Consider the following 19,676-nt stretch of genomic DNA (forward strand, 5'->3'; position numbering starts at 1 on the left):
ATTTTCTATAAGCACTTCGACAGGCTCAGTGTGACAATGGTGGGATTTATTATTCTATTTGCTACTTATACTGTTGTTAGTCTGAGCTTGTAAAATCACTTCGATTCTTTGTCATGCTCTGAACAGACTTAGCTCAGTGTGATAATAATGGGATTTCCTATTCTATTCGTTACTTATACAGCTGTCAGTCTGAGCTTGTCGAAGACATTGGGATGTTATAAAATCACTTCGATTCTTTGTCATGCTCAGAACAGGCTTAGCTCAGTTGACAATGGTGGGATTACTTTTATGATCTTTGAAAAGGGTAATCTGACGAAATCGATAGTATTTTCTATAAGCACTTCGACAGGCTCAGTGTGACAATGGTGGGATTAATATCTAGAATTATATTTTATAATCCACTCACAGGCTTCGCGGATGGCGCCTTCGGATGATTTGTTTGTCAATACATAATCTGCATTTTGTTTCACTATTTCTATGGCATCTGCCGGTGCAAAAGACCAGCCTACACTACAAATATTTGCTAAATCATTGACATCATCTCCTATGTAAGCCATCGCTGCCAAAGCGGTATTTTTTTCCTTCGCGAAATGCTGTAAAAAAGCATATTTGTCTTTTACTCCTAAAAAAGTATTTTCAATCTGAAGTTTCTTCATTCGTTGGGCAACGATTTCTGAATTCTCTGATGTAATTACTACAACTTTCAGCTGATTTTGTCTTAAAATCTCTAATCCCATACCGTCCCGCATATTGAAGGCTTTGGCTAATTCTCCGTCAGCTGAATAATACACCTGCGCATTCGTAAAAACTCCATCTACATCTAAAACCAAATAATCGATTCTTTGGTGTTTTTTGGCTTTTTTAAGTCGGGAAGCGAGTAATTCTTCTTTAATTTTCCAATCGGTCATCGAGTCGATTTCGACCAAAGTCGTTTCAGGCATTTTTATCAAACCAATCTTACCACTGAGGCGGTTTTTTGTTTCCAAAAAAGCGGATTTTGTAGTAGAATAAACTGCTCCATTTTCTATTAATAGTCCATCAAAATCCTGGCGTCTAGGCCGGTTAAATACATTATAATTTTGTGGAGTTCCATTTTCGTTCCAAGTGAAACGGTTTGTATTGACAACAGTTAAAGCCGAATCGTATTTTTCTGTTTCTATTTTGTTTAAAACAGCATTGATATCCGCTACTGTAGTCATTGGCGAAGTGGCCTGCAACAAACATAAGATATCAAAATCATATTGTGTATTTTCAGCAAATTCCAACATCGCACTTTCGCTAGAAGCGGTATCTGTGGCATTTTCATCTGAACGCAATAATGCTTTTACCTTGGGTGTCCAATGGTATTCGTTGTCAATGTAATTTATAATTTCCTGATCATCCGTAAACACACAGATTTCATCCAAATCAGAAAAAACAGCTTCGGTCAGTATCCAGGCAAACAAAGGACGACCCAACATTTTCTTTTTGTTTTTCCCTGGAATTCCTTTGGAGTCTTTGCGTAACGGAATAATGGCTGTTTTTTTCATTTATTGGTCTTTTTACCTATTGGACTTAAAAACAAATATAGTATTTTGAGACTGCTAATTCATTATTTTTTTGTAAGTCTGAGCAAGGACTTCGACAAGCTCAGTCTGACAGAAGCAGTATCAAAAATAATTAACAAAATACTATATACTAAACTTCTTTTTTAAAAGGACAAACTTCCATCAAACCGTTTCGTAAAGATTCCAGAAGTTCCTCTTTTGGTAAACTTGGAAAAGTAATAAATAACTGCTCTAATTCAGATTCTGAATAACACACTTCTTGTATTTTCGGTTTATAAAAAGCGATATCTACTGACTCTAAATAATCCTGGTATTTAATATCGTCTCCAAAAACTTTATCGGAAAATTTCTGCCAAATCGCAGGAATGCCATAGGCATGTGCTACGATGATTCCGTGTAAGGAAGAAGATATTATTTTTTCGCATTGTAGAAATTCTATCGTCTTCGATTCTACATCAGTCGTCATCATATCTATCAAATGTACTTCGGGATTATTTTGAAACCAATTGGATACTACTTTAAAATCATCATAGTGTGGAATCAGTCCGTATTTGTATTTCTTTGTTATTTTTGGAGCAAAATAACGAGGCAACAATAAAGCAGGATCCCCATAAACTTCAGGGACTTCATAGCCTGCTTCTAAAAGAAATTCACGGGTTTGTGGTCCACGGACGGCTAAAAACTTTGCTTGTTTAATTGGGTATTCTTTGCTGATAATCCCACTACCCCAAACCATACATTTGTGGTTAACATGGGTTAGAATACTTCCTACAGTTACATGGATAGGCGTAAAATAATCTAATACAGTCCATTTCTTAGGCCAGGCAAAAACCACTTTTTTTCCTGAAATTTTTTCTACCAGATACTTCCCCAGCAAGTCGCCATAATTCTCTTTGGGCTTGCCCTGTATCAGTTTTTCATTCCACCAGAATAGTCGAATTGTTTTTGAAAATTTCATTGATTCTTACTTTTAGATATTCAAACATTGACAAATTCATATCAGATGACTTAATCAATATATAACTTTTTTCTGTTCCAAATAAAATCAACATTCATTATTAGACATTAAAAATAATTTCAACACAATTTGATCTAATATTTTTTTCCTTTCTTCTTTCACTAAAGCGATTCCTTTTTTGCTAATTGTATTATAAACTCTAATACATTTATTTATTCTAATCACAAACTCTTCTGAAGACATATTATCTATAAAGTTAAAGAGTTCTTCCGGCGAGGAAAATTGTGAATAATCAATAAAGCTATTTTCAGGAAATACCTCATATGCATTTGTATTCTTAGCATAATAGATTGGTAAACAATAATTTTGAATGCTATCCCAAATTTTTTCTGTCATATAATTGAAAGCAGCAGTATTTTCAAAACACAAATTAAAATTGTACTGACTTAAGACTCTTATTTTACTTAGCCCCCAATCGCCATCTCGAGAATCTTCAATCGAAATACCTTTAGGCCATCCTTTTCCATAAATATCTAAAACTCCCTTGCTATTCCCATACAAAGCTACTCGAGATCTGAGAGCTACAAGGTCAATATTATTACCTTTATATATTAATGGAGAAGCATCTATTCCTTGATAATAAGACATTAAAGAAACAGTTTTTTTAGAATCAAGTATAAAATTATCGGGAAAAATCTCTAGGTTTTGGTTTATTTTTTTACAATGCACAGATAGATTCGTAACAAATATATCTCTAGTATATATATTCATAAAATGACATTTAATCATTCCAAATAAATATTTTTTACTTTTAACAAAATGAGTATCAAATCTCGGCTCAACTGTCCATATTAAGAACTTCTTACCGAAAATAAATCTCCAAAAATATTTCTTAAGAAATTTAAAATTTTGAGAAATTATTATATCTGCGTCTTTTATCTTATCTATAACATAGATATTATTTTTTTTTAAATAGTCCAAATCTCCTTCTTCAAAATCATCAAAAGGTGTATATTTAAAAGATGAAACTTTATATAGTTTTATTGTACTCATTTATGTTATATTTTTGAAGTATATACTGTTTGATGACATCAAAATCAAGACTTTTTATAAATTCTGTTTGACCATTGGATATGCAAATTTTATTAATAGTGTTGCGTTGGATAATAACTTTCAAAAAAAGTTGTTTTATTTCTTCTAAATCATCCGGATTCTCAATCAAGATTCCATTCACACCATTTTCAATAATTTCTGCCGTTGCTCCTCCCGGATTAGATTGAATGGGAAATGCATTCATACAAATGGCCTCCAACAAGGTATTAGGAATTCCATCTGAATTACTGTTTCCAACATATATCAAGGATTCCCCCATGAGTTTTATGACTTCTCTATGGATTATCTTTCCTTTAATTTTAAAATTTGTCCAAAGTTTTAATGGAGATTTGTTTATAAAATCGAATACTACAGAATCTGCTCCAAAAACAATAATTTCAAAATCAGAAAATAAGTCCTGCAATTGTTCTATAGCTTTCAAAACCGGAATAGCCCTACCGGAACGTCCCTGAAAACCTTTTATCAAAATTGTTTGTCTTTGTTCAACAGGAGTTTTATATTTTTCCATTTCAGATAAATCATATCCTCCTCCTCCTGGAAAAACGCCTAAAAACTCTCCTTCAAATCCATATATTTGGGCTATTTTGTAATCGCGTTGGCAATCGGTGAATAAATAATTAATTCGGGGTAATACTCTTTTTATGTCTTTTAAATACTCTGGAATATTTTGAAAATAGAATAAATCGCTCCCCCAGGAAGAATACATCCATTTTAGATCAGGGTATTTTTCCATTACCGAAATAATTGGAGCACAAGACAAATACAAAGCAAAACTATGCACTACATCAGGTTTGATTTCGTTAAGATAGTCTTCAAAAACCCGAGCAGTATCTCTGTCATTGATTTTTTTTATCCAGCGGTAAATTATTGGCAGTTTTGACTTTATGAATGTGCGTCCGGGATAGTCCCATCGTAATTTCCAAGATGTTTTTTGAGTCACCCAATTGATTCTTTCCACTTTATCACTCATACCGGAAATATCAAACCAATGGACTTCGTGACCGGAGTCCTGAAGCTGTGCCGTCCATCGAAAAAAATGGAGCGAAGGAATGGAGACCATTAGGATTTTCATTATGGAAAATAAATTTTAAATTGAATTTTATTATTATCAGATTCAAAAGAATATTGATAGGGCAAATTTCTATAATGAAGAACTATTTCTCGTAAAATCATATCATTAACTTTTTTCATAGATAAAAACTTTAGATACTTTTTCCCTAAAACCTTTTTTAGCTGCTGTTCAATTTTGTTTAAAAATGAGGGATTCTTTATAATTAGTGATATTACTTTATTTTCAAAATCATCCATTTGAGCCAAAAAAGCATCTAATTTTACATTATCAGGAAGAATTTCTATAACCAAATTAGGATTTTCCAAAAGCTTAGAATAATGATTTTTATTAGGTAAAACTCCCCATTCACTGTTTACGTTTGCTATTATTTTTTTAGTACTCTGTGAAAGTTGTATATAAGAATGATTAATTCTCTCTAAAGTAAAATGATAGGGATATGTGCTTTGAATTGTCCTATAATTTTTAGAATGCCATTGATGCTTGATCAAAATCTCTTTATCATAAAATTTCACTTTGTTTCCTGCATTACGTAATCGAATATGAACATCAGTATCTTCAGCCCCCCAGCCGTGATAAAATTCATCATAACCATTTATTTTTTTTAAGAGTTCTGTAGGATATAATGTCATTCCTGTTGCTTCCTCATTGGTTTTATGTTTTATTATATAATCTTCAAATGGTTTATCTATTATTGACTCTGACTGACTCAACACTCCTACCTGAAAATAAACAGCTTGATCTTCTTTTTTAAGCCTGTACAATTTTTCTACAAAATCATGACGATACAACATATCAATATCTCCAACAAAAAAATAAGGTTTATTAGATTGCTTCAGGGCAATATTAATAGCTCTAGATTTGTTCCAAAGCTGTCCCTGAACAGGACAATCAATATAATTGATTTGAGAATACTTTTTTAGTAGTTCTACTAATTGTAATTTATACTCTTTATTAGAGCCATAATCTACTAAAAACACTTCAAAATCAGTACAACTCTGTTCTGACAAAGATTGGAGGCAATTTTTCACGATTCGTAAATTGCGGTTACGGATAGTTAAAACTAAGGTTATCATCGATAGCTTTTATATAAAGAATACAAATACATTTTTGAAACCGAATATATGTGAAAAAAATATTTAAGATTACAAAAATACAATTTAAAGGCTTCTACATAATTTCTCTCTCTATTATATCGAACCATTAATCTTATTTTTTGCTTAATTAATGCTTGTTTTACTATTTCTTTCCTAGACTTAAAACTTGAATCTTTTAAAATTTCACGAGTTATTCGCGAATTAATTTCATCAATTGTGCTTACTTTTTTTCTAATTTTAGAAGATACACCTATTTCCATTCTATAAACTGCTGTAATTTCATCTAAGAAATACACTTTACCTCCATTCTTTATTGTCCATAAATAAGTAGGCCAGTCTCCATAAGGATAGTTTAAAATCCAATCAGGAATTTCACTACAATTATCCTGAATATTTTTAAAAAGGGCTGTCACTGAAGGAATATAATTATCAAAAATTAAATCATCAAAAGTACTTGATGTTTTTTGTGGTATAACAGTGGATTCTTTAAATTCTCCATTTGGATAAAGCTTCCTAACTCTTGTATATATTATTGAAAAATCGGGATTAGATTCTAGAAAATCAACTTGTTTTTGCAATTTATATTCATCAAGCCAATAATCATCTCCATCACAAATAGCGATGTATTTACCATCGCATTCCTTTAAAGTTCGCATATAATTAGCAATCAAGCCAATATTAGTATCAAGGGCGGGTAAAATTTTAATTTTATCAGGGAATTGTTGAGCATAAATTTCACAAATCTCCCTTGTAGTATCAGTACTACAATCTTCACCTATTACTAATTGGTAAGTAAAATTAGTCTTTTGCATCAAAATACTTTCTATTGCCTGAGCAATAAAATTTTCCTGATTGTAAGTCAATACAAAAACACTCACTTGATTACTACTCATTAACATGTTATTTTATATATTCCTAGAAAAACTTACAATTGAAATATTCAGTAAAATTTAAAAGAAAAATTCATTATCATTATTTATTATAGTTTCAACCTACTTAAAGTTTCTTTAAGATAATCAGATGAAAGATAATATAATAAATCCTCTCTGTTCATATTTACTAAACCTTTGTTTTCTAACCAAAGCTGGTAAAAAGTAGAAATATGTTCCTTAATTTTATCAATATCATTTATGGGACTCCAATATGGATATTGCTCTCCTAATAATCGTTTTGACTCACTATAAAAAGGTCCTAACAACAAAATTGGTTTTCGGGATTGGATACAATGAGCAAATTTACCAGGCAAAAAAGGACTTATTGGACCTAACGCTTCTAAAATAACATTTACTGTAACTTGTTGCTGCATAACCAATACCTTTTTAAAAGGTATAGAACCATCACTCAAAAAGAGCTGAGCAAGTTTTTTTTGTTTTTCCCTAATAGATTCATCAAAACAAGAAGGGGCTCCAATGAAATACAACTTCGCACATGCTTTAGCTTCCGGGTTCTGCTCTAAAAATTGTTCAAATGCTTCAATAAGTGACATGGGGTTCCTTGCACTCATCATATTTCCCGCATGTAAAATGATAAAATCATTAGGATTTAAATACGTTAAAATTTTTTCTTTATTGAATATTTCTTCCGCAATTTGATGAGGAACTATAACAGCTTCATTTTTTTGTCCCGGATAATAACTTTTCATCCAATCGGCTAAAAGCTGACTCGGATACAACAGATATTGAGAATGATTAACAATTTTAAGAAAAAAATCTCTCTTGAATTGATGTCCAGGTTCTACCCAATCATAGGGTCTGGGATAACTGTGCATTGGATAAGGATCATGAACATAAGCTAACCATTTAGGATGCCATTTAGGCAAAGCTAAAAGAGCCTTATGAGGCCTAAAGCTAGATGCGTAACTTAAGGTAAGTACCCAATCAGGCTGAAAATGAGTTTCTTTTTCTAAAGCTTTTGTTATACTGTTTACATCATTAAAAAAAGTAAAAGAAAAACCAAAAAGAGATTCTACTTTTGTATTTATATTAATTTTTAAATATTTAGAAATTTTACGTTGTGTCCGACTCAAAAAATACATAAAAGAAAATTTAATTTCTTTGATTGATACACATTTAATCCCTTCCAAATGTATTTCTTTTCTGGAATAATGATATACTAATGTTTCAAAACCCGCTCTTTTTAAATTCTGAATTAAAGCCACATTAGCTTTAGAACCACTACTATCTTCAATATCAATTGAATCAACAACTACCAATATTTTCATCTATGTGTTACTTGCTAAAAAATCAACAACCTTTTGTGAGGCATGGCCTTGACCATATGGGTTTTGAGGATTGTCAAAACCCGAAAAATTATTTAAAAGTTCCTCAATACTTTCTTCAATCTTTTTTTGTTCATTACCTATTATTTTACAAAATCCGGCTTCGACTCCTTCCGGTCGTTCCGAAATTGTACGGGTTACTAAAACAGGTATCCCTAAAGAGGGCGCTTCTTCCTGTATTCCCCCGGAATCAGTTACAATCAAAAAAGATTGTTGCATCAACCACACAAAAGCAGGATAGGATGAAGGCGGAATCAGATAAACATTTTTTTTATTGTTCAACTTTTCTCTTACCAAATCCTGTACATTGGGATTTAAATGTACCGGATACACCACGCTCACATCTTCCCTTTCGGCAATAGTCAATAGTGCCTCACATAAGTTTTCTAAACCCAAACCATAATTTTCCCTGCGATGTCCTGTCACTAAAACTATTTTTTTATCCATAGGTATAGTCTTTTTTAATAGTTCAATTTCAGGAAGTAAATATCCATCTTCCGAAATTTTAGCCTTAGTCCATAGCAGCGTATCAATAACCGTATTCCCGGTTTGTATGATATTTTGAAACGGAATTCCTTCGTTCAGTAAATTTTGAGTGGCCACAGTCGTAGGGGTAAAATGGATATCGGCTAATTTACCCGTAAACTGTCGGTTAATTTCCTCAGGAAAAGGAAACTTTTTATTAAAACTACGCAATCCGGCTTCGATATGTCCTATTTTTATCCCTAAATGAAAGGCAGCTAAGGCTACCATTGAAGAAGTGGTGGTGTCTCCATGTACCAAAACCAAATCTGGTTTTACTTCCTGAAGTATGCTATCCATATTTGACAAAATAACAGCACTAAGACTATTCAGTGTTTGATTGGGCTGCATTAGATCTAAATCATAATCGGGAACGATTTCAAAAAACGCCAATACCTGATCCAGCATTTCCCTGTGTTGGGCGGTTACACAAACCAATACTTTAAAACTTTTTTGTGCTTTCAAAGCATGATATAATGGTGCCATTTTAATAGCTTCAGGCCGGGTGCCAAAACACAATAAGATTTTCATTAAAAATACGTTTTTTTCATTATTTTCCACTTTCCGTAAGCAAATAATCGTAAAGGTAAACTAAAATAAAAAAAATACCATCTTAGTTTTTTAAACTTTGATAATGGTGTTCTAATTAATAGTCGTTGAAACAATTTATACTCTTTGAAATTTAAAGAAAGTTGTATAAAATAATGTAATATTTTTTTTGTAAGCAATTCATGTTCAACTAAATTATCAAACACTAATAAAATTGCTTCCGCATAGGATGCTCTTCGAATAGGGCTATTACTGTAAAATTCTCCTGTGTTTGACTTAGCATGTTTACGACCAAAGAACAAACATTTTTCTATTGATATCCCTCTAAATCCTGTAGATATAATCCTAGAATACAATTCCCATTCCTCGGCATACATTAAATGCTCCACAAATCTATTATTATCAAAACATTCTTTTTTCCACATCACTGCACAGGAGTTAATTGGAAGTTCATTTTTTAATATTTTTTCTATATCTATTTTATCAATATAAAAAGAATTATAAGTTTTAGAATAGTCAAAATTAAATTTAAAATCCCCTCTAAAAACTTCCCTAACAAACCTACAAAAAGAGACATTATTTCTAGATATTTCTAAAACGCATAGCTCTAAATTTTGAGGATGGACAATATCGTCATCATCAAAAAAAATAATATAATTTCCTTTTGCTAAATCTATGCCATAATTTCTACAACCCGGTAATCCTTTTTTATAACTGTCAGATCGTTTTAAAAACTGAAATCGAGGATCTTGCTCTAAAAAAGGAGCTACAACTTCAGCTGTATTATCATCTCCTCCGTCATCAATAATTAGGCACTCGAAATTAACATAGGTCTGATTTTGAATAGATCGTAAGCTTTCTGAGATATAGGCTTCCCTATTGTAAGTTGCCATTATTATTGAAACTATTTTTTTTGTATACATTTAAATATTCTATTTTATTTAAAATTGACTTTTCTAAATAATTCCATGAAAAGTAACTTAAAGACAATTATAAAGGATACTGAAACTAATAATCAATAAATTTAAGAATCTTGTATATATAAATACTTTACAAGAATTTAACTCAGAAGATAAACGTATATTTATTGATTTTTATTTAAGCTTTAATAAACAATTGTCTTTTTGCTAATACTTTCCAAGGCAGTTGTTTGTAAACCTTTGTCAATACGAAGATGTATTTCATTTCCATAATTATAAATAAATGATTTATCAGTACTTAAACGTAAAGCTCTTTTTAATGATATTAAATTAGAATAGGAACTTCTAGAATTTCCAATAAAGAAACTTGCTCTACTACATATTTCAAAGTTAATAGCAGCATTAATTTCATATTCAAGTTTTGAATCAAAAAAATAATTACAACTATAATTTTTTTTCTTAAAATAGTTTATTATTTCTTGATGATTTTCACCTGATGTAAAAAATATATTCTTAGATTTACTCACAGTCGAAAGCATACTTATTATTTTATCTAAACTTACTAATACTGATTCTTTTTGATCCGATATTTCTAAAAACTCAGCATGTTTTTTCCAATCCGATTCTGTTCTTATTTGAATAGCCGTTTCTATCCCGTTTAATAAATATTCTTTTACGATATTTTCATATTTAGGCTTAAGCTTCAAAGCTTCTAATACTTTTAACTTAGTTGACTCAGAGCTTAGCATTCCAGATTTACGCTCTATTTCTAATTCTTTCTCCGAATAATTCCACAAGTCAATATCATTATCTATTAGTTTCAAGTTTAAAAACTTTAAAAACTTATTAATTTTAATTTTATCTTTAGGAATCATTATATTTTTATTGCTATAATGTTTACTCATTACTTCATTAAAATACTCGATATCATAAATATCTGAAAATAGAATTTTACTGTTCCAACCAAAATATGGCTCTACTATATATGCCTTTTTCTTTAAGGCGATATCACAAGCACTGAATAGACAATGAAGTTTATTACACAAGCCCCCTTTTAGTGTTACAATTAAGTATTTATTTTTGTAATTTCTAAATAACTTCTTAATTGTATAGAGACGTATTTTATGTATATTTTTTTTTATTCTAATTGTATAACATTTAGTTATCATTTTTCAAATTATTAAAGATTAAATAGCTAATAAGTTATTTTTCACTTCACAAATTATAATAATTTCTTCATATTAAATGTTCTTTTAATCCATCGAAAAGGTTTTAATATAGTGAGTCCAATTCTATATTCAACCCTCTGTATGTTTTTAAACTTTGCCTTTTCTTCTTCTTCTATTCTATTCAATAAATGATGAACAAAATCCTCAAAATAAAAAACATATAAATTTTTATGTTTTTTGTAAATAAAATACAGCAACTTATATTTTTCTTTATTAGCCCTAGTTGTTGTAGAATTTTCTTTTATTCTGTAATTAAATAAAAACTCAGGTATTACATAGGCTGTACCGCCTTTTTTCAATAATCGAATGTAAAATTCCCAATCTTCGAAACCAGATTTCATTGTTTCATCATATTTTCCCGCAATAATAAAATCTTGCTTTCTATACATTACACTACCAGTGCCAGCTTGGTTACAAATTAAAAAATCTTTTAAATTACCTCCGTTTGGATAAAAATCACTACAATAAAAATTATTAAATATTCTCACAAAGGATGTTACTAATTTTACTTCAGGATTCTCTAAAAATACCATTGCCTTTTCACAAAAACTTGGTTCAAAATAATCATCACTGTCTAAGACTAAAATATAATTCCCACTTGAAGCCTCAATACCGACATTTCTAGCCTTACTTTGTCCTTGATTAACTTGAGTAATTAATTTAGTGATTTTGGGTTCTAATTCTTTTAGAATAGATTTTGTTTTGAGATTTGAACCATCATCAACCACAATAATTTCTTTATTAGAATACGTTTGACTTATTGCGGAATTTATCGCCTTTTCAATATATTGCCAATCATTATAACAGGGTATTATTATGGAAATTAAAAACACATTTTTTTTCATAAAACTTTGAATTATTTTTTTAATGTTTTATTCATTATTACTTCAAAATTATGAACATAAGATTCTATATCATACTTTTTTATTTTCTCTAAATTTAATTTTCCTTCCCGTTTTCTTAACTCTTCTGAAAGTATTAATTTATTTAATTTTTCAGATAAAGTAACTTCATTATTTTCGATTAAAAATTCAGAATCCCCCAACAGTTTTTTACAACCGGGATGATTTGTCGTTACTACAGGTAATGAATACAACATATATTCCATAACCACATTAGGTGTACCTTCAATTCTAGATACCAAAACACCAATGTCTAAAATAGATAATACTTCTTCTACTTTTACCTCTGACAATAAAAACACTTGAGTTTCTAAATTATTATTTTTGATAATACTCTGTAATATAACATACTTTTCTTGGCTTGTATTTATATTACTTCTATTTCCTAAAAAAACCAAATAGATATTATCATAATTTTTATTCAATTGTATAAAAGAATTCAAAAGCAAATCATGAAATTTTTCTGGTCGATAATGAGCTATCATTCCAATAACTATTGCATTTTGGGGAATTTCAAATTGTCTTCTTATTTCTTTTTCATTTCCTATTTTTTTTGTTAAAGATACATATTGGGGTAGTACATTCAGTTTTTCACTATTAATACGATAAGTCGATCTAAACATATCTAAACAATTTGAAGCATTCCCAATAGCACAAGGAATATTATTTACAGCAATGCTTTCAAAAATATCTAATTCAAGATTGTCTAATCCTAGTTGATGCCAAAAGGTAAATTTAACCGATGGTAACATTTTATAAAGATAAAAAGAAACCTTGGACGGGAAATTTAAAAACGGAATAATTACATCTATTTTGTGAGGCATTAGACCTTCTCTGAGTTTTAACAGATACTGAACAGACCATTTCAAACGTTTTAAATTTTTAATACTAAGCTCCTTTCTTAATATCAAATAAGGCGTTCCAAAATAAAAAATATTATTCACAGCACATTCTCTTACACAATCATCAAACTCTTTTGTAGTTTCACCAGAGAAAGTTAACAACAAATCAACTCTACAGTTACGCTTTTCAGTCAAATATTTACTCAATCCAAGCGCCTGTCTTTCTGCTCCTCCCAAACCTCCATAGTGTATTACAAGAAGTATTCTTTTATTTGATAAATCCATTTAACATCATTTAAACAAACATTTCTTTATTATTGCAAAATATCTCCTTATTGACAAACGTAGTATGATATCACTTCCAAGTTTGTGTAATGCCAAAAAAGATGACATCTTTTGATGTTTTTTATGGTTCATTATAATTTCAATAACTTCATCTACAATTGTTCTTTTTATCTTTTCAAAAGAGTAACCTTTCAGTGAATTTATTCCAATCTTTAAATCGTTAAAAAAACTTGTCGACATAACCGTATCTATACTTGCATATGTCCCATATTGATATTTATAAACTAAAACATCTATTAGTTTTTCTTTATCTTTGATTCGCTTGTCATCAAAAAAAGAATCATATAGTTTGTATAAATTTGTTAAAAATTGTTTTTTTAATGCAGAATCATTCTGAAGTTTGGCAGTTAAACTATCTTTATGATATCTATATAAATAATATCCAGGATTATCTATTTTTTTGTAACTACTATGCTTTAAAGCACGCAACCAAAAATCATAGTCTTCAATTAAAAACAGACTTTCATCATAACCGTTATTCCTTAAGAAAACTTCTTTTTTGTATAGAAAGCAGGCACCAATCACTCCATAAAAAAGTAGAAATTCAATAGGTTTTAAACGAGTTTGTCCATTAATAATCCCTCCCTCATCTATCATTAGATAATCACAATAAACAATATCCGATGTACTATTTACTAATGTAGTATACATTATTGCCAAAGCATCTTTTTGATAGATATTATCATCAGAAGTCCAAGTCAGATAATCTCCCTTCGCATGCCTATGCCCAATATTCAGACTAGCAGGAAGTTTTTTATTTTCTAAATTATTGATGATGCGAATTCTATGATCTTGTACTGCAAAATCTTTTGCAATTTTTAAGGTAGCATCCGTAGAACAATCGTTCACAATAATAATTTCAATGTCGGTATAGGTTTGTATCAAACAACTTTTTATTGCATCAGCCAAATACTTTTCTCCGTTAAAGACGGGGATTATTATTGAAATTAGAGGCTGCTTCATTTTTTGCTTATTATGTATTTCACAATTCTTTTGAATGAAAAATTATTTTTTGAAATTTCATCTTCAAAAAAAAGTCTGTTTTCTTCTATTATTTTTTTGTGTTGTTTAAAAATTCTCTGGTATAAATATTTTTTTGAAATACTAACCAATCGAGTACTCTCCCCAAAATTAATTCGAAAATACGATTCAATTAATTGCCAGCTTAAAATGGCATGTCTTATTTTAAGCTCATTATTTAAAAGACTTACATTATTATCATTATTATTTCTATAATATACAACTACATCATTGCTAAATACTACTTTTTTTGTTTTTATAAATACCCGAGCGAAAAACTCACCATCCTGATTTATTGCCAAATTTTCCATCCAATAACCTGCTTGATCAATTAACTTTCTGCTAACCAAATAAGCATGTGGCGGTAAAAACCCTCCAGACAAAGCTAATGCATCTATAAACTCCACTATATTATTAAAATCTTTATATACTTCAAATTCATTTTGCCAATCATTTTCTTCTTTGAAATTACAATAAGGCTTCCATCTACAAATAGTAATTGTATTAGCATCATGTCTCAATAATTGCTTTACTTGAACTTCAATTTTATTGGACGAAATTAAATCATCCGAATCCAAGAACTGAATAAACTTTCCTTTACTGTTTTCCAATGCATAATTACGACACCCATTGCCCCCTTTAAGTCTATCAGTAGGTCGATGATAGTATGAAAATCGAGCATCTTTTTTTTTATATTCCTCTACAAATGCCTCTGTATTATCGGTACTTCCATCATCCACAATAATACATTCCCAGTTTTCATAGGTTTGCGCCAAAACCGAATCGAGGGTTTCACCAATGAGATGAGCCCTGTTGTAAGTGGGAATAATTATGGAAACTAGGGGATTGTTCATTTTTAACATCTATTGCAACAAAACATTTCAAAGTGACTGCGCATATTCATATTTTTCTGTACATACCACTGCCAAAGATTTATTTCCATGATAATTTCCAATATAGAATGGAATATTTTTCAGTTTCAACACATTTATAATTTCATTTAAGGTATCCTGTTCTCCAATTCTGTTAGTATCATCCAACAAAATAACAAACTCATCGTGTCTTTCAAATTGTTCCACTAAAGCAATAATATCATATCTGGAAAACCGAGCACTCCCAAATGGGCCATCTACTATATATAGATCAAATTTTCTGCTGACTTTCTCGGCTACCTCCGAATATGAATTCACTTTAAATCCATTTATATCTTTTTCGGTCAAAGGACAACAAAGAATTTTTGACCTTATTGATAATTGAAATCTTTGTTGAAAAGCAGCAATCCAATCGGCATCCTGCTCAACAATAGTATGAATGCTTGCTGTTAATTCATTTTCTAAATATACAGAAATCATTTTACTGGATTCTCCTAAACCAAATTCAAGAATTGTTTGTGGCTTAAAATCAGACAAAATACGATTAAGCACATAAAAAAAAGCATAGTTACCTGCCCATCTACCAATGTTTAAACTCAACTGCTCTAAATATAGCTTACCTCTTATACTGTCATGATATACATGAGCCCATTCTAATTCTTTAGTTTGTTTTTCAATAGTTAGCTGTCTCGACTCAAATTTTTTCAATCGTGTTCGATATTCTACTAATAATGATTTCAGCTTGTTATACATACTTTATTTTACATTATATTCCAACAACAAATTTCCCTGATTCTTTGGTATTAATTTTCCTGTACTATAATAATCTTTTTCTATTATGGTAAAAGGAATCACTCCCTCTAACCAATCAGCTACTTCATTGTTTATTTCTGAATAAATATTAAAATTGTAATCACCAGGTGCTAATGGAATTTGCTTAATAATAAATGTAATCTTGCCCGAATTCAGGTCAAAATCATCTTGTACCACATTTGAGGACAACCATGCTATTCTATCACCCATATAATTATTAATACCTAAATCAATCCGTGATTGTTTGATATCCATTTCCTGACTGACTGAAAAATAAATTGTAATTTTTATATCTTTAAAAGTCTCTAATAATGAACCCGAAGGGTCTAAAGATTCAACATTAGCATGTAGAAACTTCAATAATCCATTTCCTTTCCTTTTTGGAACTTTGTGCAATTCAATTTTCTCTACAATATGACTATTAAGATATTCATTAGTAACATCCATTATATTCCCACTCGCCTTAATTGTACCATTTTCTAATAATATTCCTCTGGTACACAAATTTTGAACCGCCGCCATATTATGACTCACAAATAAAACCGTTCTTCCCTCGCCTTTAGAAATATCCTGCATCTTGCCAATGGCTTTTTTCTGAAATTCGGCATCGCCTACGGCTAAAACCTCATCGATTACCAAAATTTCAGGTTCTAAAAATGCGGCTACGGCAAAAGCCAAGCGAACTGTCATTCCAGAGCTGTAACGTTTAACTGGTGTATCAATATACCGTTCACAGCCTGAGAATTCGATTATCTCATCGAGTTTGGCAGTGATTTCTTTTTTGGTCATTCCGAGAATAGTGCCATTCAGGTATACATTCTCCCGGCCTGTTAATTCGCCATTAAAACCTGTACCTACTTCCAGTAATGAGGCAATACGACCACGGGATTTGATGGTTCCCGTTGTGGGTGCGGTAACCTTAGAAAGTATCTTTAATAAGGTTGATTTTCCCGCTCCGTTTTTCCCAATAATTCCTAAAACCTCTCCACGCTCTACCTCGAAATTAATATCCTGCAAAGCCCACACGTAATCACTTTCGCCTTTAACAGAACGGTCGTTGGTTTCTCCAATCTTTAAATACGGGTCTTCCTTACCCCGGATGCGATGCCACCACCGATTGATATCGTGTTTTAAAGTACCTGTACCTACCACACCTAATCGGTATTGCTTAGAGATGTTTTCGGCTTTTAAGATGACGTCTTTCATAGTGGGTTTAGGTTATAAAATAAATTTCAGATTTTTTTTACTCCCGCCCTTAAAAGTAAAAAGAAATAAGAACGTTTTTTATTATTTCTTTTTTATTTCCCCAGCCCTAAAGGGTGGAAAAAAGAAATGGAATGTCTTTATCTATCAAAAATATAGTAATTTCTTGAAATTTTCGGCTCCCTTTAGGGCTGGGGAAAAACGAAAATTTACGAAATCTTACACCGTATCAATAAAACTTTTTTCTGTTCGATTAAAAATAAGTAATCCTGCGAAAAATAACAAAATGATGAGTATAAATGTATAGAGTAATCCTGTAATTGAAATTTGCCCCACATCCAGTAACAAATACCGGGTGGTTTCAATAATGTAGGCCAGCGGATTGTATTGTACCAGCCAGGCATACTGAGGCATTTTTTCCTGTATCAGTGCCATGGGGTATACTACCGCTGAAAGGTACATCAGCAGTTGGACACCAAATCCGATCAGGTAACTGAAGTCACGGTATTTAGTTACCAGTGAAGAAATAATCATTCCTAATGCTAAACCCAGCATTCCCATCATGATCACTAAGACCGGGAAAAACACCACCAGAGGATTTACACTGACAGCAGCACCACTACAATAAAAATAAAGGTAGAAAACGATGAAAATACAAAACTGAATTCCAAATTTTAACAGATTGGAAATCACTACTGACAGAGGTACAATCAGTCTTGGAAAATAGACTTTTCCGAATATCCCGGCATTGGATGCAAAGGTATTTGAGGTACCGTTAAGACAGGCTGTAAAATAATTCCAGACTGTAATGCCGGCAAGATTAAATAAAAACGGAGGTACTGTACCGGTTTCAATTCCGGCTACGGTATTAAAAATAATAGTGAAAGTAATAGAAGTAAACAAAGGCTGAATCAAATACCACAGCGGTCCTAAAACAGTTTGTTTGTAGACTGTTACCACATCTCTTTTTACAAAAAGAAACAGTAAATCCCTGTATTGCCAGACTTCTTTAAGATTGAACGAGAAGAATTTATTTTTTGGCGTAATTTCAAACAACCAATTTTCTTTACTATTATCAGCTGGATTCATTTATGCTATTTATCTTTTCTTTTCAGGTAAATATACTAATCGATTAGTACAATATCCAAATAAATACGATTATTGACCTCAAAAAGAGATGTTCGTTGTCGGTGGTGAGTGGTGAGTTGTGAGTTGCGAATAAACTTATTTCTTTTTCTCCCCTACCCCTAAAGGGAGAAAAAGAAATAGAATGTTGTTATTAATAAAGAACGTTCGGAATTTTCTGTTCTCTTTAGTCCCGAAGTTTCGGGAAGGGAAAACGAAAATTATGCCTTGTAACTTCTTTTTTCTAATTTCTTTATATGACTTCTTTTTCTTATATTTGCAGTATGTTTACATTATTCAAATCGAAGCCGGTTTTAAAGGATTTAATTCCCGATAACCATGTTGATATCCACTCTCATCTTTTACCCGGTATTGATGACGGAGCCAAAACTTTTGAAGATTCGTTAAGGCTAATCCGTGCTTTAGAAAGTTTTGGAATACGCCAATTTGTAACCACTCCGCATATTATTCAGCATATCTGGGAAAATACCCGAGAACAGATTCTTGCTACTAAAAACAGTACTGTTGCTGAGCTGCAAAATAACAATTTTAGCTTTCCTTTTCAGGCGGCTGCTGAATACCTGATGGACGATCAATTTGTACGTTTGTTTCAGTCTCAGGATTTACTGACACTGAAAGACAATTACGTTTTAGTAGAAATGTCATACATCAATGCGCCTATTCAATTGTATTCGATTTTGTTTGATTTGCAAGTAGCGGGCTATATTCCTGTTTTAGCACATCCCGAGCGTTATTTATTTTACCATAAAAATTTTGACGAATATACCAAACTCAAAAAAGCAGGTTGCCTGTTTCAACTTAATTTATTGGCCGTAACAGGTTATTATGGTGAAGGTATTACTAAAATTGCTGAACAGCTTCTTCAAAAAGGAATGTATGATTTTGTAGGTACTGATGTGCATCATGACAATCACATAGCGGCTTTTGACCAAAAAATAAAATTAAAAGACTGGAGTCCGCTTCAAGAGGTGATTGGAAACAATCAGTTTTTTAAGCTGGATTAAAAGATAAGCCCCGAATTGCTTCGCCCGTTCGCTATCACTCAGGTTCCGAATTATTTTAAAATCTTTATGGTTGAATACCTTACAGCAGATTAGCAGATTATTTTTACACTCTTTTGGCTATAATCATTTTTTCACTTTATAATTAAAAGTCTTTTTGAGCGATTAATTAAATTCTTTATTCTTTATTCTTTATTCTTTATTCTTTATTCTTTATTCTTTATTCTTTATTCTTTATTCTTTATTCTTT

18 protein-coding genes are annotated in these 19,676 nt (G+C 31.1%); 1 reads left to right on the plus strand and 17 read right to left on the minus strand.

The window, feature by feature from the left end:
• Nucleotides 1-371 precede the first annotated feature (371 nt).
• The 17 genes from ACSV4D_RS12680 to ACSV4D_RS12760 all read right to left on the minus strand — a co-directional run bounded on the left by ACSV4D_RS12680 (nt 372) and on the right by ACSV4D_RS12760 (nt 18,368).
• Complete coding sequence (locus ACSV4D_RS12680) at nt 372-1,529, minus strand: cytidylyltransferase domain-containing protein (protein WP_439228556.1); 1,158 nt, start codon at nt 1,527-1,529, stop codon at nt 372-374.
• Between the two features lie 148 nt (nt 1,530-1,677).
• A complete protein-coding gene (locus tag ACSV4D_RS12685; RefSeq protein WP_439228557.1) occupies nt 1,678-2,505 on the minus strand; it encodes a polysaccharide pyruvyl transferase family protein in 828 nt (275 codons plus the stop codon).
• A gap of 87 nt (nt 2,506-2,592) precedes the next feature.
• Nucleotides 2,593-3,558 (minus strand): glycosyltransferase family 10 domain-containing protein, encoded by a 966-nt coding sequence (locus ACSV4D_RS12690; protein ID WP_439228558.1) that lies wholly within the window; start codon nt 3,556-3,558, stop codon nt 2,593-2,595.
• Nucleotides 3,536-4,690, minus strand: a complete 1,155-nt coding sequence (locus ACSV4D_RS12695; RefSeq protein WP_439228559.1) for a glycosyltransferase — start codon at nt 4,688-4,690, stop codon at nt 3,536-3,538. Before ACSV4D_RS12695 ends, ACSV4D_RS12690 begins: the two co-directional genes overlap by 23 nt.
• Nucleotides 4,690-5,763, minus strand: coding sequence for a glycosyltransferase family 2 protein (locus ACSV4D_RS12700; RefSeq protein WP_439228560.1), 1,074 nt, complete (start codon nt 5,761-5,763; stop codon nt 4,690-4,692). The genes ACSV4D_RS12695 and ACSV4D_RS12700 overlap by 1 nt, the downstream gene beginning before the upstream one ends.
• Nucleotides 5,760-6,677: a glycosyltransferase gene (locus tag ACSV4D_RS12705; RefSeq protein WP_439228561.1), complete on the minus strand. Its 918-nt coding sequence runs from the start codon at nt 6,675-6,677 to the stop codon at nt 5,760-5,762. The genes ACSV4D_RS12700 and ACSV4D_RS12705 overlap by 4 nt, the downstream gene beginning before the upstream one ends.
• Nucleotides 6,678-6,763: 86 nt before the next feature.
• Nucleotides 6,764-8,005, minus strand: a complete 1,242-nt coding sequence (locus ACSV4D_RS12710) for a UDP-glycosyltransferase (RefSeq protein ID WP_439228562.1) — start codon at nt 8,003-8,005, stop codon at nt 6,764-6,766.
• Entirely contained in the window at nt 8,006-9,115 is a 1,110-nt protein-coding gene (wecB, locus tag ACSV4D_RS12715) for a non-hydrolyzing UDP-N-acetylglucosamine 2-epimerase (protein ID WP_439228563.1), read from the minus strand. It lies immediately after the preceding gene.
• The gene (locus ACSV4D_RS12720) at nt 9,115-10,056 is read right to left on the minus strand and encodes a glycosyltransferase family 2 protein (RefSeq protein ID WP_439228564.1); all 942 of its coding nucleotides are present in this window, start codon (nt 10,054-10,056) and stop codon (nt 9,115-9,117) included. The genes wecB and ACSV4D_RS12720 overlap by 1 nt, the downstream gene beginning before the upstream one ends.
• A 182-nt stretch (nt 10,057-10,238) precedes the next feature.
• A complete protein-coding gene (locus ACSV4D_RS12725; protein ID WP_439228565.1) occupies nt 10,239-11,222 on the minus strand; it encodes a hypothetical protein in 984 nt (327 codons plus the stop codon).
• Between the two features lie 53 nt (nt 11,223-11,275).
• Nucleotides 11,276-12,127 carry a glycosyltransferase family 2 protein gene (locus tag ACSV4D_RS12730; RefSeq protein WP_439228566.1) on the minus strand — a complete coding sequence of 284 codons (852 nt, stop codon included), beginning with the start codon at nt 12,125-12,127 and terminating at the stop codon, nt 11,276-11,278.
• 11 nt (nt 12,128-12,138) lie between these two features.
• On the minus strand, nt 12,139-13,311 hold the full coding sequence (locus ACSV4D_RS12735) for a glycosyltransferase family 4 protein (RefSeq protein ID WP_439228567.1): 1,173 nt from the start codon (nt 13,309-13,311) through the stop codon (nt 12,139-12,141).
• Nucleotides 13,312-13,317: 6 nt separating this feature from the next.
• Complete coding sequence (locus ACSV4D_RS12740) at nt 13,318-14,334, minus strand: glycosyltransferase family 2 protein (protein WP_439228568.1); 1,017 nt, start codon at nt 14,332-14,334, stop codon at nt 13,318-13,320.
• Nucleotides 14,331-15,254, minus strand: coding sequence for a glycosyltransferase family 2 protein (locus ACSV4D_RS12745; protein ID WP_439228569.1), 924 nt, complete (start codon nt 15,252-15,254; stop codon nt 14,331-14,333). Before ACSV4D_RS12745 ends, ACSV4D_RS12740 begins: the two co-directional genes overlap by 4 nt.
• Nucleotides 15,255-15,272: 18 nt before the next feature.
• Entirely contained in the window at nt 15,273-16,016 is a 744-nt protein-coding gene (locus ACSV4D_RS12750) for a hypothetical protein (RefSeq protein ID WP_439228570.1), read from the minus strand.
• A 3-nt stretch (nt 16,017-16,019) separates the two neighbouring features.
• The gene (locus tag ACSV4D_RS12755; RefSeq protein ID WP_439228571.1) at nt 16,020-17,282 is read right to left on the minus strand and encodes an ABC transporter ATP-binding protein; all 1,263 of its coding nucleotides are present in this window, start codon (nt 17,280-17,282) and stop codon (nt 16,020-16,022) included.
• A 216-nt stretch (nt 17,283-17,498) separates the two neighbouring features.
• Nucleotides 17,499-18,368, minus strand: coding sequence for an ABC transporter permease (locus tag ACSV4D_RS12760; RefSeq protein WP_439228572.1), 870 nt, complete (start codon nt 18,366-18,368; stop codon nt 17,499-17,501).
• Nucleotides 18,369-18,688: 320 nt separating this feature from the next.
• Here ACSV4D_RS12760 and ACSV4D_RS12765 point away from each other — a divergent pair, with 320 nt between their 5' ends.
• Nucleotides 18,689-19,429 carry a tyrosine-protein phosphatase gene (locus ACSV4D_RS12765; protein ID WP_439228573.1) on the plus strand — a complete coding sequence of 247 codons (741 nt, stop codon included), beginning with the start codon at nt 18,689-18,691 and terminating at the stop codon, nt 19,427-19,429.
• Nucleotides 19,430-19,676 lie beyond the last annotated feature (247 nt).

Origin of the sequence: Flavobacterium sp. ARAG 55.4, from assembly GCF_051846875.1 — a bacterium.
Taxonomy (GTDB): Bacteria; Bacteroidota; Bacteroidia; order Flavobacteriales; family Flavobacteriaceae; genus Flavobacterium; species Flavobacterium plantiphilum.